Source organism: Pseudoalteromonas sp. B131b (assembly GCF_037162545.1).
Classification (GTDB): domain Bacteria; phylum Pseudomonadota; class Gammaproteobacteria; order Enterobacterales; family Alteromonadaceae; genus Pseudoalteromonas; species Pseudoalteromonas fuliginea.
This window is the reverse complement of sequence record NZ_JARLUZ010000001.1, coordinates 2,584,288-2,604,849: the sequence shown is the minus strand read 5'-3', so window position 1 is coordinate 2,604,849 and position 20,562 is coordinate 2,584,288. Positions and strand designations below refer to the sequence as shown.

Here is a 20,562-nt window from a genome sequence, read left to right as displayed (position 1 = left end):
TCAAGGTTAAATTTGCAGCAGTCTGTTTGGTATTTAGGCAAGGCAGAGCCTATGTAGTGTGGTTATTCCCCATAAATGGGCGATAACGTAGCATTAATGCCAAACAGGCGCAGCCCAAAGGGTTCTTTCTAGGGGCTATTTACTCTTTGTTGCTCGGTTTTTACTTAGCCCACTAGGTTACAAACCTCGCGCCGCGATTAAATAGCCCCTAGTTTGAACAAATTTTAATCCGCAAAGATCAACAGACCCTAGTTAAGGATAAGCGAGTGAACAAATAACATGGCAACAATTTATCAAGTCTCAGAGCTTGCGGGCGTATCGTTAGCCACCGTTTCTCGCGTGATGAACAAAAATACCCGTGTAAGCGATAAAACCAAACAAAAAGTGCTTGATGCCATGGAGCAGCTTGGCTACAAGCCTAACTCAATAGCGCAATCTTTAGCCTCTAACTGTACTAACAGTGTCGGTATTTTAGTGTCTGAGTTACATGGTCCTTTCTTTGCCCAAATGATGGCAGGTATTGAGTCGGAGCTTCGTGCTGCGGGTAAACACGTTATTATTACCACCGGGCACAGTGAAGAAGACAAAGAACAAGAAGGCATTGAGTTTTTAATTAGCAGACGCTGCGATGCTATTATTTTGCACGTAGAAGCCGTTTCAGACGACTACCTAATAAAACTAAGTAAAGGCTCTACGCCCGTTTATTTAATGAGCCGTTACGTAGAGCAATTAAAAGATAACTGTATCAGTTTAGATAATCAATTAGGTGGCTACCTAGCCACTAAATCTATATTAAATCAAGGCCATACACAAATAGCGTACATTGCAGGTCCGCAGTTTAAAGCCGATGCTTTTAACCGCTTAGAGGGTCATAAACAAGCACTCACAGAGGCTGGTATTAAATTTGATCCTGCGCTTTATTACATTGGCGATTTTAACGAAACCGGTGGTAGTGAAGGCTTAAAACATTTTATTGATGAAAAGCTCAGCTTTACTGCACTAGTGTGCGCCAATGACGAAATGGCTTCCGGTGCTATGAAATATGCTCGAGAGCACGGTTATAATTTACCAAACGATTTATCGATTGTTGGATTTGATAACGTTATTTTTGCAAACTATCTGTACCCTACACTCACGACCATAGATAATCCGGTCGGGAAAATGGGCGAAATGGCCGCTAAATTAGTGCTTAAAGATGTTTATCAAAATAAAAACCTTGTTATAAATCGCTTTTTTGAACCCACTTTAATGCAGCGCGATTCATCTTCACCACTTATTAAATAAAGACTAAAAGCAAATACTAATTTTGCTACAAAAAAAGCGGCTAAATGCCGCTTTTGTATGTGAGCTACTTAACAATCCAAGGCGTTACTTTAATAACCTGCGATATATCGCCAAATGCTGCGGTATCATCTTCCCAGCTATCTTTAACTGCAAAGTAACACACTGACTTTTCACACGTTATGCTCTTATCATCAAATTGCATTGGGCTTTTAAATGTAACTGCTACGCCCTTTTGCTCTGGTAATAAAAACCACATTAATTTACTTACAAAAAAGCCCGACAGATCAGTTAACAGCTCATCAAGTTCTTCGTTAATGGTATATAACGACTGCTTTGAAAGCGCTAAACCTTCAAGTTCATTTGCTTCTATTTGTAACTTTAATTGGCAATCATGTTCAGGGTTTTGTGGCTGAACAACAATCACCGCTTTATCGCTATCAAGTTGCTTATCGAACGGTAATAGTAGCTGTGCTTTATCGGTAAAGTTGAGCGGATACTCGTTTTTTTCGGTTAAAATAGTACCGCTTTTTATTGCGCACGCTTCGTTAGTTGCTATATCACTTATATAAAAGTTAACTCGCGCATATTGAAAATCGCCTTTGTTAACTACCTTTAAGCGATCGTAAAAACCGTCGTACGACATCACAAATTCTCTCGCATTGGCGTTAAATACCGTCGTACTAAGCAACAACAACGAGATAACACTCACGCAATTTAGAATACGTTTATTCATCAAAGTAAGCTCTATTTTGGTTGATCATGGTGTTCAATTCTTCAATGTACGCTTCACCACGTTCAGAATATGACATTAAACCCTGCGTTAGTTTTGTCGCCTTGATCTGCTTTTGTTCAAGGCGTAAATTTTCGCGAATCGCGCGTAAATCTTTATAAGCAGGATGTGTGTTGATATTTTTAAAGTAAGAATTTATAGCCGCTCTTACCGACTTAAACGCAGCCACTTCATGCACAGCACCTGTATTACGGCGTCTTGGCACCATGCCACAACCTTTTGAATAACACCACTGACCAAAAAAGTTAAGGCCAATACGTGCAAAACGCGATGTGCCCCACGCAGATTCATTCGCTGCTTGCATAAGCGCTAATTCTTTAGGAATTATATCAACACGGCGCAGTGCTTGTGTAAGTATTAGCGTATCAACCGTGGTTGGTAAGCCGTACGACTTTAAAATTTTAACAATATCTTTGCTTTGTTTAGATTGCAGTGGCTCGTTATCCTCAAGCATCATGCGTGCTATTTCAAGCTTAGCGCGTTGCTGTAGTATTTTTTTATTTTCGGCTTCAACGTGCGGACGAATAAAGCTAAAAAATGCATGTTTTTTTCTTTAACATCACTAAATTCTGAAAACTTTGGCAGTTTTACATTATGTAATGGTTTTTCTTTTTTCTTCACTTTTTTTGGTTGTTCTGACGTTTGTTCTTCCGATTCAACATCGTCACTTTGTATAAACGGATATGCAAGCGCCCATACAAAAAACACGGTTAGTAAAAGCTTAAAAATCGTTTTTAACATGTATTCTCTCTTTGAAACAACAACTATGCATGGTTTATACACAAGCATACGAAGGCGCATTATACCTAAGCCACTTTATAAACGCGAATAACTGGGGTTTGATAACCTTTTACGGTTGAATCTTCGCAATGTATTTGGGTTTTAGATAAAACAGAGCCTATGTAGTGCATTTGTTCATTCGCAATTTATAAGTGCATGGGTATACTAAGCAAAGTTTAATAATATTAACTATGTGTGAGTAAGCAGTATGGATAAACAATGGCAAAGCCGAATAATAGAGCAATATAAACATCGTCCTAGCGATAACCGCTCGCCGTGGCAGGTCGATCGTTCGCGTATTATTCATGCCGCTGCATTTAGGCGTTTGCAAGCTAAAACTCAAATTATGGGCATTGGCCTAAACGACTTTTACCGCACTCGCCTTACCCACTCTTTAGAAGTATCGCAAATTGGTACCGGCATATTGCGCCATTTAAAAGCGCAACATAGCGACTTTACGCACTTTCCATCAACAGGACTGCTAGAAACACTGTGTTTAGCGCACGATATTGGCCATCCGCCTTTTGGTCATGGTGGTGAAATAGCGCTAAATTACATGATGCGCGATCACGGTGGTTTTGAAGGTAACGCACAAACACTGCGCATAGTTGCAAAACTTGAGCCCTACAGTAACGGGCACGGTATGAACCTAACTCGCCGTACTCTATTAGGTTTTATAAAATACCCCGCATTTATTAATACGCTTTGGCATACCATTCCCGATGCCACAACCGGTCGTGCATTTATAAAAGCGGATGATTGGCGACCTGCCAAAGGGTTATACAACGACGATGCAGCCATATTCAATTGGATAGTAGAGCCACTGAGTCAAAACGATAAAACGTTGCTGGGTAACCATGCCGCTATTGATAAGTACCGCGCTAAAACAATATATAAATCGCTCGATAGCGCCATAATGGAACACGCCGACGATATAGCGTACGCGGTACACGACTTAGAAGATGCCATTGCAACACATGTACTTACGTTAGACGATTGGCAAACTCATGCTCTACCTCATTTAAAAGCACTAAACTTTGAATGGTTAAACACCATGCTTGAGTCGCTCACGAAGCGTTTGTTTTCAAAAAATGATTATGAGCGAAAAGATGCCATAGGTGAGCTGGTTAATACCTTTATTATTCATATACATTTAGATATTCAAAACGATGACTTTAAATGCCCTATTTTAAAGTACACCGCTAAATTAGATACCCAATACGACAATGTATTGCAAATACTTAAGCATTTTGTGTTTCAACGTTTAATACGTGACCCCGAAATGCAGCAAATAGAATTTAAAGGTCAAAATTTACTAATAGAGTTATTTACGGCGTTTGCTAGCGATCCGCTGCGTTTATTGCCCGAAACAACACAAGCACAATACATAGAAGCACAAAAGCAAAGCCAAGGGATGCGTATAATTTGCGATTACTTAAGCGGAATGACCGACGAATACGCTTATAAAACGTATCAACGATTGTTTTCACCTATGCAATAAAAATGTAATACGAAGTAAAGTTCAACTAATTTTAAACCATTTACCTGTTAAATTAAAAAAGCAAAGTAAAAAAATGAGATGCAAGATCAATTAATTATTGAATTTTTGTTAAGTAAAAGCTACGGTATGCTAATTAAAATTTATTTATAAGGAAATTCCATGAGAATACTATGCTCAGTTGTTTTACTCTCCGTACTAAGCTTTTCTAATGTGGTCAACGCAAATGACTTAACAAAATACATGAACTCCATAAAACCCAAGGAACCTACAATTTACCCTCTAGACGATAATGGGCATTTGAATATTACCTGTAAGTTTGGTTGTGATATACATAAAGAACTGAAATATCTATTCAGTTTTTATGATTCGTTTTTGAGTGAATCACAGGTTTTTAATTTTTTTAGTGATGATCAATTCATTGAAAGCATTACTCTAAAAGATTACTTGGATGAATTTTATTCTGGCGTTACTACATCCTCAACTTTATTAGCGGGTAATAATATAGAAAAAGATAATGCTATTGGGTTATTAGATATGCCTTTAGAATGTAAATACGACCCAGATTATAGCTGTGAGCAATGGGTGTAAAATGATTTTATAAATTACATATCCAGCCAAAAAATAGAACTTACGATAAATCAGCCATTTATCGATGGTAATAATGATGCGAGAAGAATTGCAATTTCCTTAATAACTTCACATCGGGTGGGGAAGCTAGCAACACAGGTTGCAAAAGCGTTAAAAGTTTTTATTAGTGCGAACCTCACTGCTACTGCTACTGCTGTAGCCACAAACGAGGTTTTGACTAGCACTAATTGGTATCAAACTGATTTAAAAGCAGGTGATACGCTAGTCATTAAGGGTGGTAAATTGATTAATATACGCTCAAGCCAATCATCAGGAAGTGGCTCAGAGGGTGGGAGTAACTGGGATGGAGTCGAAACCCTTGAAAGGGGCTTTGTATGTATGAACGTCTGGACTAATTCTGGTGGGGGAGACATAATACAGCAAGTCTGTTATTAATCATATAATCTAAAAATTTCACCCTCCTATTTTGGATGTTATTATGGATATACTTTTTATATTTTTATTACCGCTTATATCACCTTTTATTTGTATTAAAGTTTTTGAACTTTCTGGTAAAGAAACATTTGAAAGTTTTATAAATTACTATCTTTTATGGTTGTATTTTTTTGCTTTTGGTTCAATAAGCCCTTACATTATTACCTTAATATATTTAATTTTTAGTATTTTATTGCTAACTATACTTTCATATGAAAATTGTAAAATAAGAGTTATTAATTTAAAAGATTACAAATTATATCTTGGGCTATTTGGTAGCTTATTTTTGATATCAATAATATTTAACTATGATGGATTACAGTGGGTGAGTGCTAGTATGCTGCTATTACAGTGTATGTGTTTTGTGATCGAGCGAATATTAAATTATAAGAGCTCGTATCATGATAATAAGAAAAGTTAACTTTCATTTTTATAATCTGGTTTTTATTATTAACTCAAATAAAAATACTTAAAAAACAACTTATATCCATTAGCTTACACCAAAAAAAGAAAAGGCCGAGTAAATTAACTTTACTCGGCTTTTTTTGTTTTGACTATTTTGTTAGCTATTTTGTTAAAGCGCTTTTATAACGACTCTACACCCATGTTATATAGCGTAAAACCAAATATATCAGCAAACTGCTCAATTGTTTTGCTTGTTGGAGTACCTGCACCATGCCCCGCATTGGTTTCTATGCGAATAAGCGTTGGATTATTACCCGTTTGCTTTGCTTGAAGCTCAGCTGCAAACTTAAACGAATGCGAAGGGACAACGCGGTCATCATGATCGCCAGTTGTAATCATAGTCGCTGGGTACTCAACACCTGCTTTTACATTATGAAGTGGTGAATAACCTTTAATGTATTCAAACATTTCCTTGCTTTGCTCACTGGTACCGTAGTCATATGCCCAACCAGCGCCTGCTGTAAATGTATGGTAGCGCAGCATATCAAGTACACCTACAGCAGGTAGAGCCACCTGAAATAAGTCAGGGCGCTGCGTCATCACTGCGCCAACTAACAAACCACCATTAGATCCACCGCGAAGTGCTAAGCGCTTTTTAGACGAGTACTTTTTATCTTTTAAGTACTCAGCTGCGGCAATAAAGTCGTCAAACACATTTTGCTTTTGCAATTTAGTGCCGGCATTGTGCCAATCTTTACCGTACTCACCACCACCGCGAATATTAGCAACGGCGTACACACCACCTTGCTCAAGCCATACTGCATTAACGGGGCTAAAGCTTGGCGTTAAACTAATATTAAAACCACCGTAACCGTATAAAATTGTAGGGTTAGATCCATCAAGCTTAATACCTGTTTTATAGGTAATTACCATCGGTATTTTAGTACCGTCTTTTGATGTGTAAAACACCTGCTCAGACGTGTAATCATCACTATTAAAATCAATAGCCGACTTACGATAAACACCCGATTCACCCGTAGTTACATCAAACGTATAAGTAGTACCTGGTGTTTTGTAGTTAGTGAACGAATAATAAAGCGTTGTTTGATCTTTTTTACCGCCAAAACCACGTGCTGTACCCACGCCAGGCAATGTAATTTCGCGAATTAGCTCGCCTTTTTTGTTGTACTGTTTTACCTGCGAAATCGCGTCAACCATGTAGTTGGCAAAAAAGGTATCGCCGCCTTTTGTAAGATTTAGTACGTTTTTGGTTTCAGGAATTAAATCAACCCAATTTTCTGGGCTTGGGTTACTTGCATCAACCGTCACTACTTTTTTGTTTGGTGCATTAAGGTTAGTAACTAAAAACAGCTTGCTGCCTTCGTTATCAATAACTGATGTATCTGAATCAGTATTTCCTACAACCGTTACAAACTCACTGTTTTGCTTTGTTAAGTCTTTTACAAACAGCTTATTGCCTGAGGTTGACGTACTAGCTGAAATAAGTAAGTAGCGGCCGTCATGAGTTACATCAGCGCCTACATAGCGATGTTTTTGCTCATCAGTTTCACCAAATACAACACTATCAGCAGATTGAGCAGTACCTAGCTTATGGTAATACGCTTTATGCTGATCTGTTTTAGCCGAAAGCTCACTGCCTTTAGGTTTTTCGTAACTTGAATAATAAAAGCCCTCGTTACCTAACCAATCAATGCCACTAAATTTAACGTCAACAAGCGCTTCTTCAACTTGCTCTTTAGTGTGAGTATCGATAACAATAATTTTACGCCAGTCGCTGCCACCTTCAGATATTTGATATGCGAGCAACGAGCCATCTTTGGAAAACGATAAACCAGACATAGACGTCGTACCATCGTCACTAAACTTGTTTGGATCTAAAAATACTTCAACGTTGCCGCCCTCTTTACTGCGGTACAAAACATATTGATTTTGCAGGCCATCGTTTTTATAAAAATAGGTGTAATCGCCTTCAGTAAAAGGAGCGCCTATTCTTTCGTAATTCATTAGTTTTTCAAGGCGCTGCTTTAACTTATCGCGATAAGGTATTTGTTCTAAATAAGAAAACGTTAAATTGTTTTGCGCTTTAACCCAATCAGCAGTTTCGCCGCTCATATCATCTTCAAGCCAACGATATGGATCCGTCACCGATTCTTCAAAGTAAGTGTCTACCACTTCACCTTTTTTAGTCTCTGGGTACACAATTGTATTTACTTGTTTCATTGATACTTTTACTTCTTCTTGAGTTACTGTATTAGTTGGCTCTGAACAACCGCTAAGTGCCATAAGTACAGCACATGTTAAAGTTTGCTTAAACATGGTGAGTTCGGTTCTTATTTATTATTAATAGCATAAGAAGTTATTAACTTTTAATCCTTTTGTCTATTAAGATGCGTTCAATGCTATTTGTCGTTGTAAACAAATGTAAAGGTGCGCTTTAATAGCCCACAATCTTCATAAAATAAAAAACAATAAAAGAGCACGCAATGCAAAGTACAAACCCCACATTTAAAAGCTTTAAAGCCTTCTACCCTTATTATTTAAAAGAGCACCGCAACGTTATTTGCCGCCGCTTACATTTTATAGGAAGTACACTGGTTCTTGCTGTAAGCGCAATAGCATTAATAAAACAACAATACAGTTTATTATGGCTATTACCTGTTATTGGATATGGGTTTGCGTGGGTCGGGCATTTCTTTTTGAAAAAAACCGCCCTGCTACTTTTAAACACCCTTTTTACAGTTTGTGGGGAGATTGGGTAATGTTTAAAGATATGCTTGTAGGAAAAATTAAATTTTAACACTATTTTTAGCACTCTTTTTTATACCAATTACTTATAAAAAAAATTACTTCATGCTTTAGAGTATAGGTTCTAATAAGTAGTACATAATTTATAAATCACCCATTAAATGTTAATTTAGTTAACATTTAATGGGTGGTTTTGTATTTTACATTTTTTAAAAATATTTATAGCTCAACAGCTTTTTATTGCCAGCCCAATAAAAACGGCTTCCTACTCTCAATTAATTAAAGCCATCAACCTCATCTTACCAGTTAACTAAACGTTAAATTTAACTTTTAAATATAATTCATTATTCATCAATTACTTAGCAATCACCTTAGCTATATAACTAAAACAATGGTCATTATAAAAAACAACCAAATGTAATTATAAAAATCCCTAGATTAATTGAATGTTATTCAATTGACTGACTTTGTTAATTAAGTATATGTTCAAAATAACAAAGAGGTTTACCCACTTTTTTGTATAAAAAAATAGAATAATTCAATGGGTTTCGAATGAGGGAAATAGAACATGAATAAAAAGCCATTATTTCAATTACAGACATCGGTACCACAAATATTACTCGCCATGAGCGCCTCTGCTGCACTACTGGGTTCGCTCTCAGTAAATGCTGCAGAGCAAAACACCAAAGCAGAAGAAAATATTGAACAAATAAGCGTCATAGGCTCTCGCCGATTAGGTCGTACAGTAGAAGATAGTTCAGTGCCTATTGATATTATAGGTGCTGATGCACTCAATAATTCAGGTTTTACTGAAACGAATGCCCTGCTTAGCAGTTTATTACCAAGCTTTAACTTTCCGCAGGCATCCCTTACAGATGGTAGCGACCATGTGCGCCCTGCCCAACTTCGTGGCTTAGCACCCGATCACACACTAGTGCTTGTTAATGGCAAGCGCCGCCACAGTAATGCACTGCTTAACCTAAATGGCTCAACGGGTCGTGGTTCATCATCGGTTGATTTAAATGCGATACCAGCAAATGCTATTGCCCGCATTGAAGTATTACGTGATGGTGCAGCAGCGCAATATGGCTCTGATGCTATAGCCGGTGTTATTAATATTGTGCTTAAAAGTGCCAGCAGCGGTGGCTCGTTTTCAGCAAACTACGGCGCTAACGTAACCGAAATGGACGGTGTACCACAGCTAAAGTCAGTATCTGAAGGCAGTGATGGTGATTTAGCCTTTACCGAGGGTAGCGATCGCTCGTTAACCGACGGTCAAACATTAACCCTACAAGGTAATATGGGTTTTGAACTAGGCGATAATGGCTTTTTAAACATCTCAACAGAATACCGCGATCGCCATTCAACTAACCGCTCAGACTACGACCAACGTGAAAACTATGCACGATTAGAAGATGGCTCACTCGACCCACGCGAACTGACCGTAAATCGATATAACCATAATTTTGGTAATGGCGATGTTGAAGACTTCTCTATTTTTTACAACGCGGGTTACCAGTTAACAAACAACGCCGATTTATATTCATTTGGCTCTTACAGCAAACGTGAAGGAGAAGGCGGCGGGTTTTATCGTCGCGCAAGCGATAGTCGTAACGTAGAAGAGATTTATCCTGATGGTTTTTTACCGGTTATTACCTCAGATATAAATGACTTTTCATTAGCTCTGGGTGTTAAAGGCTTCGTAAGCGAATGGAATTACGATGTATCGGCCGTATATGGTCAAGATGCATTTGAATTTGGTGTTACCAACAGCTTAAATACTTCATACGGCCCTACTAGCCAAACAAGCTTTGATGCCGGAACACTTACCTACGACCAACTTACCTTAAACGTTGATTTTAGCCGTGAAGTAGACGTCAGCTTTTTAGAAAGCTCTGTAAACGTAGCCGTAGGTGCTGAGTATCGCCGCGAAGGTTACCAAATAGATGCAGGCAAAGAAGCCTCATACGCACAAGGCACATTTGGCCCCGGCGGTGCAGTAACCGACCCTATTGATGGCCCATTTGGCGCAGCGGGATCACAAGTTTTTCCTGGATTTACACCGGAATCCGAAGGTGATAATAGCCGTCATAACGTGAGCTTATATATAGACCTTGAAACTTACCTTACCGATGATTGGAACCTAACAGTTGCCGCTCGTTACGAGGATTACTCAGACTTTGGCGATACCGTTAATGGTAAAGTTGCAACTCGTTACTCATTAACTGAAGACTTAGCACTACGCGCCTCTGTTTCTACTGGTTTTAGAGCACCTTCTTTGCAGCAACAATACTTTACCTCAGTGGCCACTGTATTTGTTGATGGTGAACCAACCGAAACCGGTACCTTTGCACCAAGCAGCGATGTAGCAAAAGCACTGGGCTCGCCGGGTCTTGATGCTGAAGAAGCCACAAACTACGGCGTTGGTTTTACATGGTCTACCGACTTTAATTTCAGCTTATCGGTTGATTACTACCAAATATTAATTGATGACCGCATTGTGCTATCAAACAACTTATCGGGCGCTGCTATTGAGCAACTTCTTGAAGGCACAGGCGCTAACCAAGGTCGTTTTTTCTTAAACGCAATTGACAGTAAAACGCGCGGTGTTGATGTTGTAGCTTCTTATAATGTACCAACCGATGGTTACGGCGATTTAGCCTTTAACCTAGGTTATAACTACGGCAAAAATGAAGTAACAAATATTATTGACCCACCAGCAGCTCTGCAAGGTGCTGGGTTCGATCAAGACAACTTATTCTCTGGTAACGAACTACGTCGTTTTGAAGTAAGTACACCGCGTAATAAATACAATTTAAGTGCAACATGGAATATGGATCAATGGCGCACCACGCTTAGAACAACGCGTTACGGTGAAACACAAGACCCTTCAGATAACCCAGAACGTAACGAAGTGCTTAAACCTAAATGGATAACTGACTTAGATGTGGCCTACTCGCTTACTAGCAACGTATCGCTGAGCTTAGGGGCTAATAACATTTTTGATATTTACCCAGACGCAACCCGTGAAAATGTTGACGATTTAACAACCTTCTCGCGTTTATTTGCTTACTCTAGCTTCTCAGCGTATGGATTTAACGGACGCTACGTGTACGGTAAAATAGAAATGAAGTTTTAATAAGCACAGCTTAAAGTAACCAAACACACAAAAGCCACCGATTAGGTGGCTTTTTAATGCGAGTTGCTATTAAATCTATAATTAAATTTTAGTTAACCAGCCGTGTTTGTCTTCACTTTTACCCCATTGAATATCGTTCAATGCTTGGCGAAGTCGCGCAGTCGTTGGGCCTGGCTCGCCAGTACCTACTTTGTATTCTTTATCTTTATGAATAAACGTACCCACGGCAGTTAGTACAGCGGCAGTGCCCGAAAGCGCCGCTTCAGTACCTGGTTTAGCAGCACGCTCTAGTAGCTCAGTAACGCTAAAGTTACGCTCGCTTACCGTCATACCTAAATCTTTGGCTATGGTTAAAATACTATTACGCGTTACACCATGTAAAAACGTGCTATCAAGCGCTTTAGTAATAATTTCGTTGCCATCAATTAAAATAAAGTTAGCAGCACCGGTTTCTTGAACGTCGCCACCTGGGCAAAATAAAATTTGATCTGCTTGGTACTTAGTTCGTGCAGCACTAATAGGTGCTAGAGCACTGGCGTAGTTACCACCACTTTTTACCATACCCATGTGCGGCGCGCAGCGCATGCCATCTTCTTCAAGCAGTACACGCAGTGCAGTTGCACCACCGGCAAAGTAATCACCTACTGGCGATAGTAACGTATATAAAAGCGAGCTCATTGATGGCGCAGCTGCTTTACCAATTGCCGCCTCAGTACCAATATGAGTTGGGCGAATATACATAGAGCCCGGTGGTAATGGCGTTTCATCTGCGTATTCGCGCATAATATCGATAATCATCGTTTTCAGCATATCACTGTCAAAACTCGGTAAGCTTAATAGCGCTGAGCTTTGTTGCATGCGTGCAATGTTTGCATCCATTCTAAAAAGATAAACAGAACCATCTTCATGGCGAAAGGCTTTTAAGCCTTCAAAACATGTACTTGAATAATGAAGAACGTGCGCACCAGCATGAAGTTCAAGTTTATCGGAAGGGACAATTGAGCTTTCGCTCCATTTATTATCAGAAAAACGAGCTTGAATCATCTGCGGCATAAACACGGTACCAAATGCGGCCATTTTAATCTCTCTTGTGTGGTCTATTTTCCTCCATTGTATGACAATCACCCGCCATTTAACCATAGCTAAAGTAAGGCTTTTTTAATTAACTATAAGAAATTTTTGCAAGTGCTGTTTACTAATCAACCGCATTGGGTGCTATAAACAAAAAAATCGGCTAATGCAGTTGCAGCTAATGCAGTTGCACTAGCCGATTCTTAAAGGTAAATAATTTACTTGAACGAATACCTAATAATACGTTTTAACACCGAGGTATACTGTTTAAAAAAGCTACCTGTATGGTAATCAATGCCGTGTTTTTTCAAAACGGCTTGTACTTGAGGTGCAACTTCTTGATAGCGCGAAGACGGCATATCAGGAAATAAGTGATGCTCTATTTGGCAGCTCAAATGCCCCGTTAAAACATGAAACCAATGCGACCCTTTAATATTAGACGAGCCCAGTACTTGGCGATAATACCACTGCCCTTGCGTTTCGTTTACGCAGTCTTCTTGTTTAAAAGTTTGCGTTTCTTCAGTAAAGTGTCCACAAAATATTATGGTCGACGTCCATAAATTACGGATTAAGTTTGCTACTAAATTACCCGCCAATACCCATAAAAATAAAGGCCCTGCAAGTAACGGAAATATCGCATAATCTTTAATTAACTGGCGAGCGCCTTTACTAAAAAAGCGATGCTTTAATGTAGAGTGTGAAACAAGCCCTTCGCGGTTTTCTTTCTTTTTACCAATAAAAACACGCTCTGCAGCCAACTCGTGATATGACACGCCCCACTGAAATAACACACTTAAATTAATATACGTAATAAACTGCCATACATTTTTTAAACGCCAATTAAAATCGTCGCTCAGGCGTAATAATCCATAGCCAAAGTCTCTGTCTTTACCAATAATATTAGTATAAGTATGGTGCTCAAAATTATGAATACGGTGCCAACTTTGCCCATCGCACGCTATGTCCCATTCATAATGTTGTGAGTTAAGTTGCTTGTCGTTCATCCAATCGTATTGACCATGCATTACATTGTGGCCAATTTCCATATTGTCTAAAATTTTAGCAAGCGCTAATAGCAACACACCTGCAACCCACAATAATGGTTGAATAAAACCAAGCATTAGCAAAATTCGCCCGCCCCATTCACACACTCGCTGTTTGCGCACAACAGAGCGAATATAGTCAGCATCTTGTTGGCCAACTTTGCCAAGGGTGTCCATTTTAATGGCATCTAGCTCGCTTGCGAGCATGTCATAGTTAATGTTTTTCATAATTGTAACTCCAAATCACTAACAGGTTGGCTTACGCAAAGTTGTATTAATTGCTCGCCGTTGTCACTCAATTCACCTGTTTTTAAATTACGTACCACGCCTGACTTTTTAATACATTGGCATTGATGGCAAATACCAATACCGCAACCGCGTTTAACGGGTAGCTTTTTTCTTCAAACTGAGTCAGTAAAACATCGTTGCCCGATACAATATAGGCACTGGCGTTAATTTTTACATTAAATTGGCTATCGTCGTTTAAGCTTGGTAGCGCTAAACCAAATGCTTCTTGGTAATAATTTAGCTTATGTGTTTTAGCAAAATCGCTCACCGTTTGCATAAATGCTGCAGGGCCACAGCAGTAAATGTCTGGGTTTTCCCACGGCTTAATATTGCTGGTTATATCGCTTGATTGCTCACGCGTTAATAATAAAAACGAAAAATGCTCAAATTGCGTTGCCAACTCACTTAGCTCATCAACACATTGATGCTCAGTGGCTTTTGCGTAATACACCAACGATACTTTTTGCGTAGTTTGGCTTAAGTAATCATCAAGCATAGCCAGCATAGGTGTTATACCCGAGCCGCCGGCAATAAAAGTGGCTGGCGTGTGTGTGTTTTTAAATACAAAGTCGCCGCTTGGCGCAGAAATATTGCACCACAACCCCGCTTTTAATGCACTGCTGAGTAAGCCTGTAAAGCGCCCTTGCGTATTTGTTTTGATTAGTAAACGCACCAAACCTGTATTTTTAAATTGCTTAGCGCTTGAAGCCACGGTAAAAACGCGTGTTAATAATCGCCCATTAATTTCAAGCGTTAAACTTATATGCTGCCCTGACGTATGCGCCTGCCATTGTTTGCTTGGCTTAAGTTGCACACTTAAAAAACCGCCATCAAGCACAGCGGTACTAACTACTTGCGCTCTAAACTGCCCTGCACGCCACGCAGGTTTAAACACCTGCATTACGGGCTCTATGTAGCCTGCAAAACTTTGATGGTGTAAAAACCACTTTGAAAATTGGTTTAATACTTGAGTCATCATGGTTAAATCTCTATCAAATATTAATTACTTTGAACTTACACGTGTACGCTCAAACTTCAGCGCACAAGTGTACGCTCAAATTTTAAGTTTTCAACCCCAATAGAGTAATTATTCAATTTTTTATTAGCACTAATTGCTAAAACAATTTCCTGAGAAGAGGTAATTTTATAAAAATAGAAGTGTGTGTTTTTCATTCAACTCAACGCTTAACAAATTCATTTATGCCATATTAAGGTTATGTAAGATTGGATTAATTTTGGAAGCCATAATGATAAATTTAAGGTCACATAACATTCACCCTAAACTAATAAGTGCAGGCTTAACCGTTGCTATGTTTGCTATTAATGCACCCGCAAATGCAAAAAGCGATTACGTAAAAAACTATAAACAGCTCAATACTTTATCGCTTAGCGTTAACGCAGTAACAGCGGCAGAAGGTGTGGTTATACCTTGGGCTATTGAGCCTTTAGCTAATGGTGATTTACTAATATCTGAGCGCAGCGGAGCGTTATTTTTATTACCTAAAAATACCACTACGTTAACTAAGGTTTCAGGGCTGCCCGACATTGACGCTAATGGCCAAGGTGGGTTGCTTGATTTATCACTACACACCGATAGTAAGCAAAACCAATGGCTGTACTTTAGTTACTCAAGTAGTGAGGGCAAAGAAAGCGGAAGTAACACCGCCTTAATGCGCGCCGAGCTAAGTAGCGATCATACGCAGTTGTCTGATCAGCAATTGCTATACAAAGGTGAGCATAATAGTACCAAAGGCCAGCACTACGGCAGCCGTATTGTGTTTGATAATGAAGGTTATGTTTATTTTTCAATTGGCGATCGCGGCTCGCGCGACATAAACCCGCAAGATCTCACCCGGGACGGCGGTAAAATTTATCGCTTACACGAAGATGGTAATATCCCAAGCGACAATCCGTTTGTTAAACAAAAAGATGCAAAACATGCAGCATGGTCTTATGGGCACCGTAATCCACAGGGCATGTGGTTTGATAATCAAAATAATATTTTATGGTCTCACGAACACGGACCACGCGGTGGCGATGAACTTAATATAATAAAAAAAGGCGCTAACTACGGATGGCCTTTAGTAAGCTATGGCGTTAACTACAGCGGTACCAAGTTTACCGACCTTAAAGAAAAAGACGGCATGCAATCGCCCGTATTACATTGGACCCCTTCAATTGCCCCTTCCGATATGTTGTATGTAACGAGTGATAAATACCCAAAGCTTAAAGGTAAGCTATTACTTGCCTCAATGAAATTTGCATTTATTAGCGCACTGGAGCTCTCAAAAGGTAAGGTTATTAAGCAATATAAAATACTCGATGGAATTGGCAGAGTACGCAGCTTAGCCCAAGGCAGCGATGGTTTTATTTATCTAGGTATTGATGGTCAAGGTATTAAACGCCTGGAGCCAGAAACGTAAACATTAGCACTAGAACCAGAACTAGCACACAGTACGTTAATAATTACACCGTGTTTACTTTGCGCTTTAAAAGCGCAAGTAAACATTTTCACCAAACAAAGAACTATTAAGCCCATTAATGCGTACACTAATTACATATAATTTAATAAAGTAAGAGAATACTAATGTTTTCATTTTTAAAGCCTGACCCCGTAAAAAAACTGCGTAAAGAATACGACGTAAAACTAGAGCAAGGCATGCAGGCACAAAGAAAAGGCGACATTAAAAGCTTCGCCATGTTAAGTGCAGAAGCCGAAAAAATCTGGAGTGAAATAGAAACTCTAGAGGCTAAAAAAGCCAAATAATACCAATCGTATTAAGTTATTAGACATATATAGCGACGGATAAATAGAGTGATAACAAGGCATAAATTTCGACATGTAGTTGTTCTACATGAGAAATTTATAACGCCGTTAACGCTTTATTTAGCACGCTAGAAAGGCTAAATATTTAAGTCGATTGGTATAAACATCGTGTCTGCCCTGTTTTAAAAGAAGGAAGACGCGTTTAGTAAATAATTTATGACCTCGTTTTTTACAGCTTCCACCATCCACAAATCACCTTTTATAATATGCTTACACAAACAAGTGCACTTAAAGCGGTTACTTACGTTATCGCTGGCGTTTTTTAGTGAATATTAAATGATTTACAATCGGATTTGGTTTTCATTTTAAATACTTAATTGCTGCATTTATATACCGCGCTGGAGCTTTTCCTCATAAGTCTAAAAATGAGGACGTTTTCCTCTTTTTTGCATATTATTAAAAGAACAGCCCGACTTAAAGTTTAATACTCGCAATGTGTTACAGGATTTGTTATTAATATTAAAAATAATTAAGAGGACATACATTGCTCATAAAAAGAGGAAAGTGTCCTCTGATAAAGCTGTTATATCAATAGGCCAATATCATGGATGTGTTGTATAAATACTCTCCGATTTACAACCCTGAAAAATTAAACGAAGAGTACTCAATAATTAATTTATTGAGTAATCAAGCAACATTTTCCACTAGAAAGAATTTCAATGATCCGTTTGATTCTAAAATTGATTTTATCAAGCCAAGCAGAACTGAACTCAAAAACATTCATTCGCAGCTTAAAGGAAAACTTAAGCATGAGTTCAAACAATTTTTTATTGGAATTGATGGCAAAGATAATATTGAACGTTTTTATGAAATAGCCAATAAAAAATTCGATGAGTACTTATTCTTCTGCCTGACTTCTAAGCCTGATAGTAATTTGATGTGGTCTCATTACGCTAACTCCCATAAGGGATTTTGTCTAGAGTGGGATGCTAGTAAGTTAAATGCTGAGAAAGCTATATATCAGAATAACATAGCTAGTTTCGAGTTATTGGATGTAATAAAAAACAACTTTGGTTTAAGTTTGCATACAGAGAAACAATCAGCTTTAAATATATGGAAAGCTCTTAAAGTGAAACTCAATGAGTGGAAATATGAGGACGAATATCGAATTCAATGTGGGAAGGGAATGGAACACTTAATCATTGAGCGTAATTCAAAGTTTGCGTTGGTTTCATATGAGCCAGAGATTATTAAATCAATAATATTTGGCTGTAGAATGGATCCTAAAACGATTCAATATATTGATGAGCGTTTACCCGAACGTATTGTAAGGAAATATGCTGTAGCTGGAAAAAGCAAAATCGTGATTAAGCAAAAATTGATATAATCGGGTAGCCGGAGGTCTCTAACCTCCAGCCCCCACACCACCCATCATGCGGGTCCGCAATGGGCGGTTCATCTCCCGTAATGAATATTGATCCAAATATCTCTCAATGACACTAAACCTTGTGACGCTAAGTAATCATTGCCTAGCGCAATGTTAATTCCTTTTGTTTTTGAGCTTCGACAAGGGCCTTTACTGGTGATACCACAGGCTATGGCGAGTCGTTCGCTAACACCCAGTTTTATTAAACTGCGTACTTTGGTGCGTGGTTTACGCCATTGCCGCCAGTAGCACATTTTTATCCTACGGCGGATCCAATGATCTAAATCCATCGTTAGCTGATAAGCGTTGGCTATTAGGTAATAGTGTCCCCAGCCACGTAAATACTGCGTGAGTTTATGAATTTGTAGGGTCATTGAGATCCCCCAGTTGCGGTTAGTGAGTTCTCTTACATTTGCTTTAAATTTCTTTAGCGCCTGTTCGTGGATCTGCACTTGAGCGTAACGGAAGGTAAACCCAAGAAATTTCGAGCCTGATACGGGACCGACTCGACTTTTCGATTCATTCACTTTGAGTTTTAATCGGTTAGTGATAAACGCAGTAATGTCCCGTTGGATTATGAGCCCTTCACTTTTCGTTTTTACTAAAATGATTATGTCATCAGCATAACGTGCAAACTTAAGGTGTTTGTAGGTTAGCTTCTTATCTAATTCATCGAGTAAAATGTTGGAAAGCAAAGGGGATAATGGCCCACCTTGAGGGACTCCTTTGGTTGACTCAAACCACAGACCTGTTTCGCGTTCTGCTACCCCTGCTCGGAGGTATTTACCGAGTAGGCGCATGAGTGCTTTGTCTTTGATTTTACGAGCAACACGATTCATCAGCATGTCATGGTTTACTTCATCAAAGAACTTAGACAAGTCAATATCAACTGCTGTTTTATAACCTTGTTTAAGGAATTATAGTGACACCCATCCTAAATTTTGCACTTTTCGAAGTTAGAGGCTAGCCTTTATTTAGGACGGGAATTATAGTGACACCCATCCTAAATTTTGCACTTTTCGAAGTTAGAGGCTAGCCTTTATTTAGTGCAAAAAAAGCAGGGTGTCACATGGCAATTGCAAGAAAGCGTCAAGTAAGTTTGGTTGATACAAAATATTATCACTGTATTTCGCGTTGCGTGCGCCGTGCATTTTTATGTGGTGAAGACCACTTTACAGGTCAATCTTACGAGCACCGCAGAGGCTGGGTTGAAGATAAACTGCTTGAGCTAGCTAAGGTATTTTGTATTGATGTATGTGCTTATGCCGTTATGAGTAACCACACTCATTTAGTGCTGTATGTTGATGATAAAAAAGTGAATCGATTAAATGATAAAGCGATTATTATCCGCTGGCATAAACTCTGTAAAGGCACTGTACTTACGCAAAAATACATACAGAGTGAAAAGCTAAGTAAAGCTGAGCTTATCTTTTTCAATCAAACGGTAAAGGAATATCGAGAACGCCTATCAAGTATTAGCTGGTTTATGCGGTTGTTAAATGAAGATATTGCGCGCAGAGCAAATAAAGAAGATAACTGCACAGGACGGTTCTGGGAAGGCAGATTTACATCACAAGCATTACTAGATGAAGCAGCACTTGCCGCTTGTATGGCGTATGTCGATTTAAACCCAATTAGAGCTAAAATGGCTAACACGCCTGAGGAATCAGACCACACCAGCGTTAAACAGCGACTAACATATGCAAAAGAAGGTAAACAACCAAAACAACTCCTTCGCTTTGCAGGCATGCCACGTCAGATAATGCCAAAAGGACTCCCGTTTGAGCTTAAATCGTACCTTGAACTTGTTGAATTAACAGGGCGTTGTATACGAGAGGATAAACGCGGTTATATTAAAAGTACACACTTACCCTTACTCGAAAGAGTTAATATTTCCCCCGAAAACTGGTTAAAGCTTACAACCCAATTTACGCGCGTATTTCATGGCGCAGTTGGCAGGCCAGCCTCACAAACAAGTTATTGTGAAAACTTAAAGCGAAAGCGGCGAGCGAATATCAGTAACTGCGAAAAGCTACTGGCATAAAATTTAAACTACTCAGTAAAACTATTCAGTAATAAATCACAACTGCATCATGCAGTTATTACGATGCCTGTAATTTAGGTTTAAGTGTGATAATGAGTTATTTTATGGATAAAAAGTAAGTAACCGAGTAATAAAAGATAAATTCTTAACCTAAAAAGTGAGCCTAGCCTAGATTGACTTTATTTTTTCGGAGTGG

General features: G+C 38.9%; 14 protein-coding genes and 4 pseudogenes. 10 read left to right on the top strand and 8 right to left on the bottom strand.

What is annotated here, in order from left to right:
- Positions 1–279: 279 nt before the first annotated feature.
- Entirely contained in the window at positions 280–1,284 is a 1,005-nt protein-coding gene (locus P4S65_RS12075) for a LacI family DNA-binding transcriptional regulator (RefSeq protein ID WP_096792919.1), read from the top strand.
- A gap of 64 nt (positions 1,285–1,348) precedes the next feature.
- Here the strand turns inward: P4S65_RS12075 and P4S65_RS12070 are convergent, their stop codons facing one another.
- Complete coding sequence (locus P4S65_RS12070) at positions 1,349–2,017, bottom strand: DUF2987 domain-containing protein (protein ID WP_198403013.1); 669 nt, start codon at positions 2,015–2,017, stop codon at positions 1,349–1,351.
- Positions 2,010–2,815 (bottom strand): annotated as a pseudogene (locus P4S65_RS12065) (glucosaminidase domain-containing protein). Before P4S65_RS12065 ends, P4S65_RS12070 begins: the two are co-directional and overlap by 8 nt.
- A 247-nt stretch (positions 2,816–3,062) precedes the next feature.
- Between P4S65_RS12065 and P4S65_RS12060 the strand changes: the two are divergent.
- From P4S65_RS12060 to P4S65_RS12050, 3 genes are all read left to right on the top strand, one after another.
- Positions 3,063–4,355, top strand: coding sequence for an anti-phage deoxyguanosine triphosphatase (locus P4S65_RS12060; protein ID WP_337120247.1), 1,293 nt, complete (start codon positions 3,063–3,065; stop codon positions 4,353–4,355).
- A gap of 372 nt (positions 4,356–4,727) precedes the next feature.
- Positions 4,728–4,943: a hypothetical protein gene (locus tag P4S65_RS12055; protein ID WP_337120246.1), complete on the top strand. Its 216-nt coding sequence runs from the start codon at positions 4,728–4,730 to the stop codon at positions 4,941–4,943.
- Positions 4,944–5,156: 213 nt separating this feature from the next.
- On the top strand, positions 5,157–5,378 hold the full coding sequence (locus tag P4S65_RS12050; protein WP_337120245.1) for a hypothetical protein: 222 nt from the start codon (positions 5,157–5,159) through the stop codon (positions 5,376–5,378).
- Between the two features lie 624 nt (positions 5,379–6,002).
- Here the strand turns inward: P4S65_RS12050 and P4S65_RS12045 are convergent.
- The gene (locus P4S65_RS12045) at positions 6,003–8,159 is read right to left on the bottom strand and encodes a prolyl oligopeptidase family serine peptidase (RefSeq protein WP_337120244.1); all 2,157 of its coding nucleotides are present in this window, start codon (positions 8,157–8,159) and stop codon (positions 6,003–6,005) included.
- 167 nt (positions 8,160–8,326) lie between these two features.
- Between P4S65_RS12045 and P4S65_RS12040 the strand changes: the two are divergent.
- Positions 8,327–8,640 (top strand): annotated as a pseudogene (locus tag P4S65_RS12040) (Mpo1-like protein).
- A 516-nt stretch (positions 8,641–9,156) separates the two neighbouring features.
- On the top strand, positions 9,157–11,727 hold the full coding sequence (locus P4S65_RS12035) for a TonB-dependent receptor plug domain-containing protein (protein ID WP_337120243.1): 2,571 nt from the start codon (positions 9,157–9,159) through the stop codon (positions 11,725–11,727).
- Positions 11,728–11,808: 81 nt separating this feature from the next.
- Here P4S65_RS12035 and P4S65_RS12030 read toward each other — a convergent pair whose 3' ends face one another.
- The 3 genes and pseudogenes from P4S65_RS12030 to P4S65_RS12020 form a co-directional block, all read right to left on the bottom strand.
- Positions 11,809–12,867 (bottom strand): branched-chain amino acid aminotransferase, encoded by a 1,059-nt coding sequence (locus P4S65_RS12030; RefSeq protein ID WP_337120242.1) that lies wholly within the window; start codon positions 12,865–12,867, stop codon positions 11,809–11,811.
- 149 nt (positions 12,868–13,016) lie between these two features.
- Positions 13,017–14,069 (bottom strand): fatty acid desaturase family protein, encoded by a 1,053-nt coding sequence (locus P4S65_RS12025; protein ID WP_337120241.1) that lies wholly within the window; start codon positions 14,067–14,069, stop codon positions 13,017–13,019.
- Positions 14,066–15,108 (bottom strand): annotated as a pseudogene (locus tag P4S65_RS12020) (flavin reductase family protein). Before P4S65_RS12020 ends, P4S65_RS12025 begins: the two are co-directional and overlap by 4 nt.
- Positions 15,109–15,376: 268 nt before the next feature.
- Here P4S65_RS12020 and P4S65_RS12015 point away from each other — a divergent pair.
- The 3 genes from P4S65_RS12015 (at position 15,377) to P4S65_RS12005 (ending at position 18,283) form a co-directional block, all read left to right on the top strand.
- Positions 15,377–16,552, top strand: coding sequence for a PQQ-dependent sugar dehydrogenase (locus P4S65_RS12015; RefSeq protein WP_337120240.1), 1,176 nt, complete (start codon positions 15,377–15,379; stop codon positions 16,550–16,552).
- A 164-nt stretch (positions 16,553–16,716) separates the two neighbouring features.
- Complete coding sequence (locus P4S65_RS12010; RefSeq protein ID WP_007375469.1) at positions 16,717–16,896, top strand: DUF6435 family protein; 180 nt, start codon at positions 16,717–16,719, stop codon at positions 16,894–16,896.
- Between the two features lie 604 nt (positions 16,897–17,500).
- Positions 17,501–18,283 carry a DUF2971 domain-containing protein gene (locus P4S65_RS12005; protein ID WP_337120239.1) on the top strand — a complete coding sequence of 261 codons (783 nt, stop codon included), beginning with the start codon at positions 17,501–17,503 and terminating at the stop codon, positions 18,281–18,283.
- A 68-nt stretch (positions 18,284–18,351) separates the two neighbouring features.
- Here P4S65_RS12005 and P4S65_RS21925 read toward each other — a convergent pair whose 3' ends face one another.
- On the bottom strand, positions 18,352–18,774 hold the full coding sequence (locus P4S65_RS21925) for a group II intron maturase-specific domain-containing protein (protein WP_442961880.1): 423 nt from the start codon (positions 18,772–18,774) through the stop codon (positions 18,352–18,354).
- Positions 18,775–18,798: 24 nt separating this feature from the next.
- Positions 18,799–19,221 (bottom strand): annotated as a pseudogene (locus tag P4S65_RS21920) (reverse transcriptase domain-containing protein); the annotation flags it as partial.
- A 170-nt stretch (positions 19,222–19,391) separates the two neighbouring features.
- On the opposite strand from P4S65_RS21920, the gene P4S65_RS11995 reads away from it, so the two are divergent.
- Positions 19,392–20,366 (top strand): transposase, encoded by a 975-nt coding sequence (locus tag P4S65_RS11995; RefSeq protein WP_337120238.1) that lies wholly within the window; start codon positions 19,392–19,394, stop codon positions 20,364–20,366.
- Positions 20,367–20,562 lie beyond the last annotated feature (196 nt).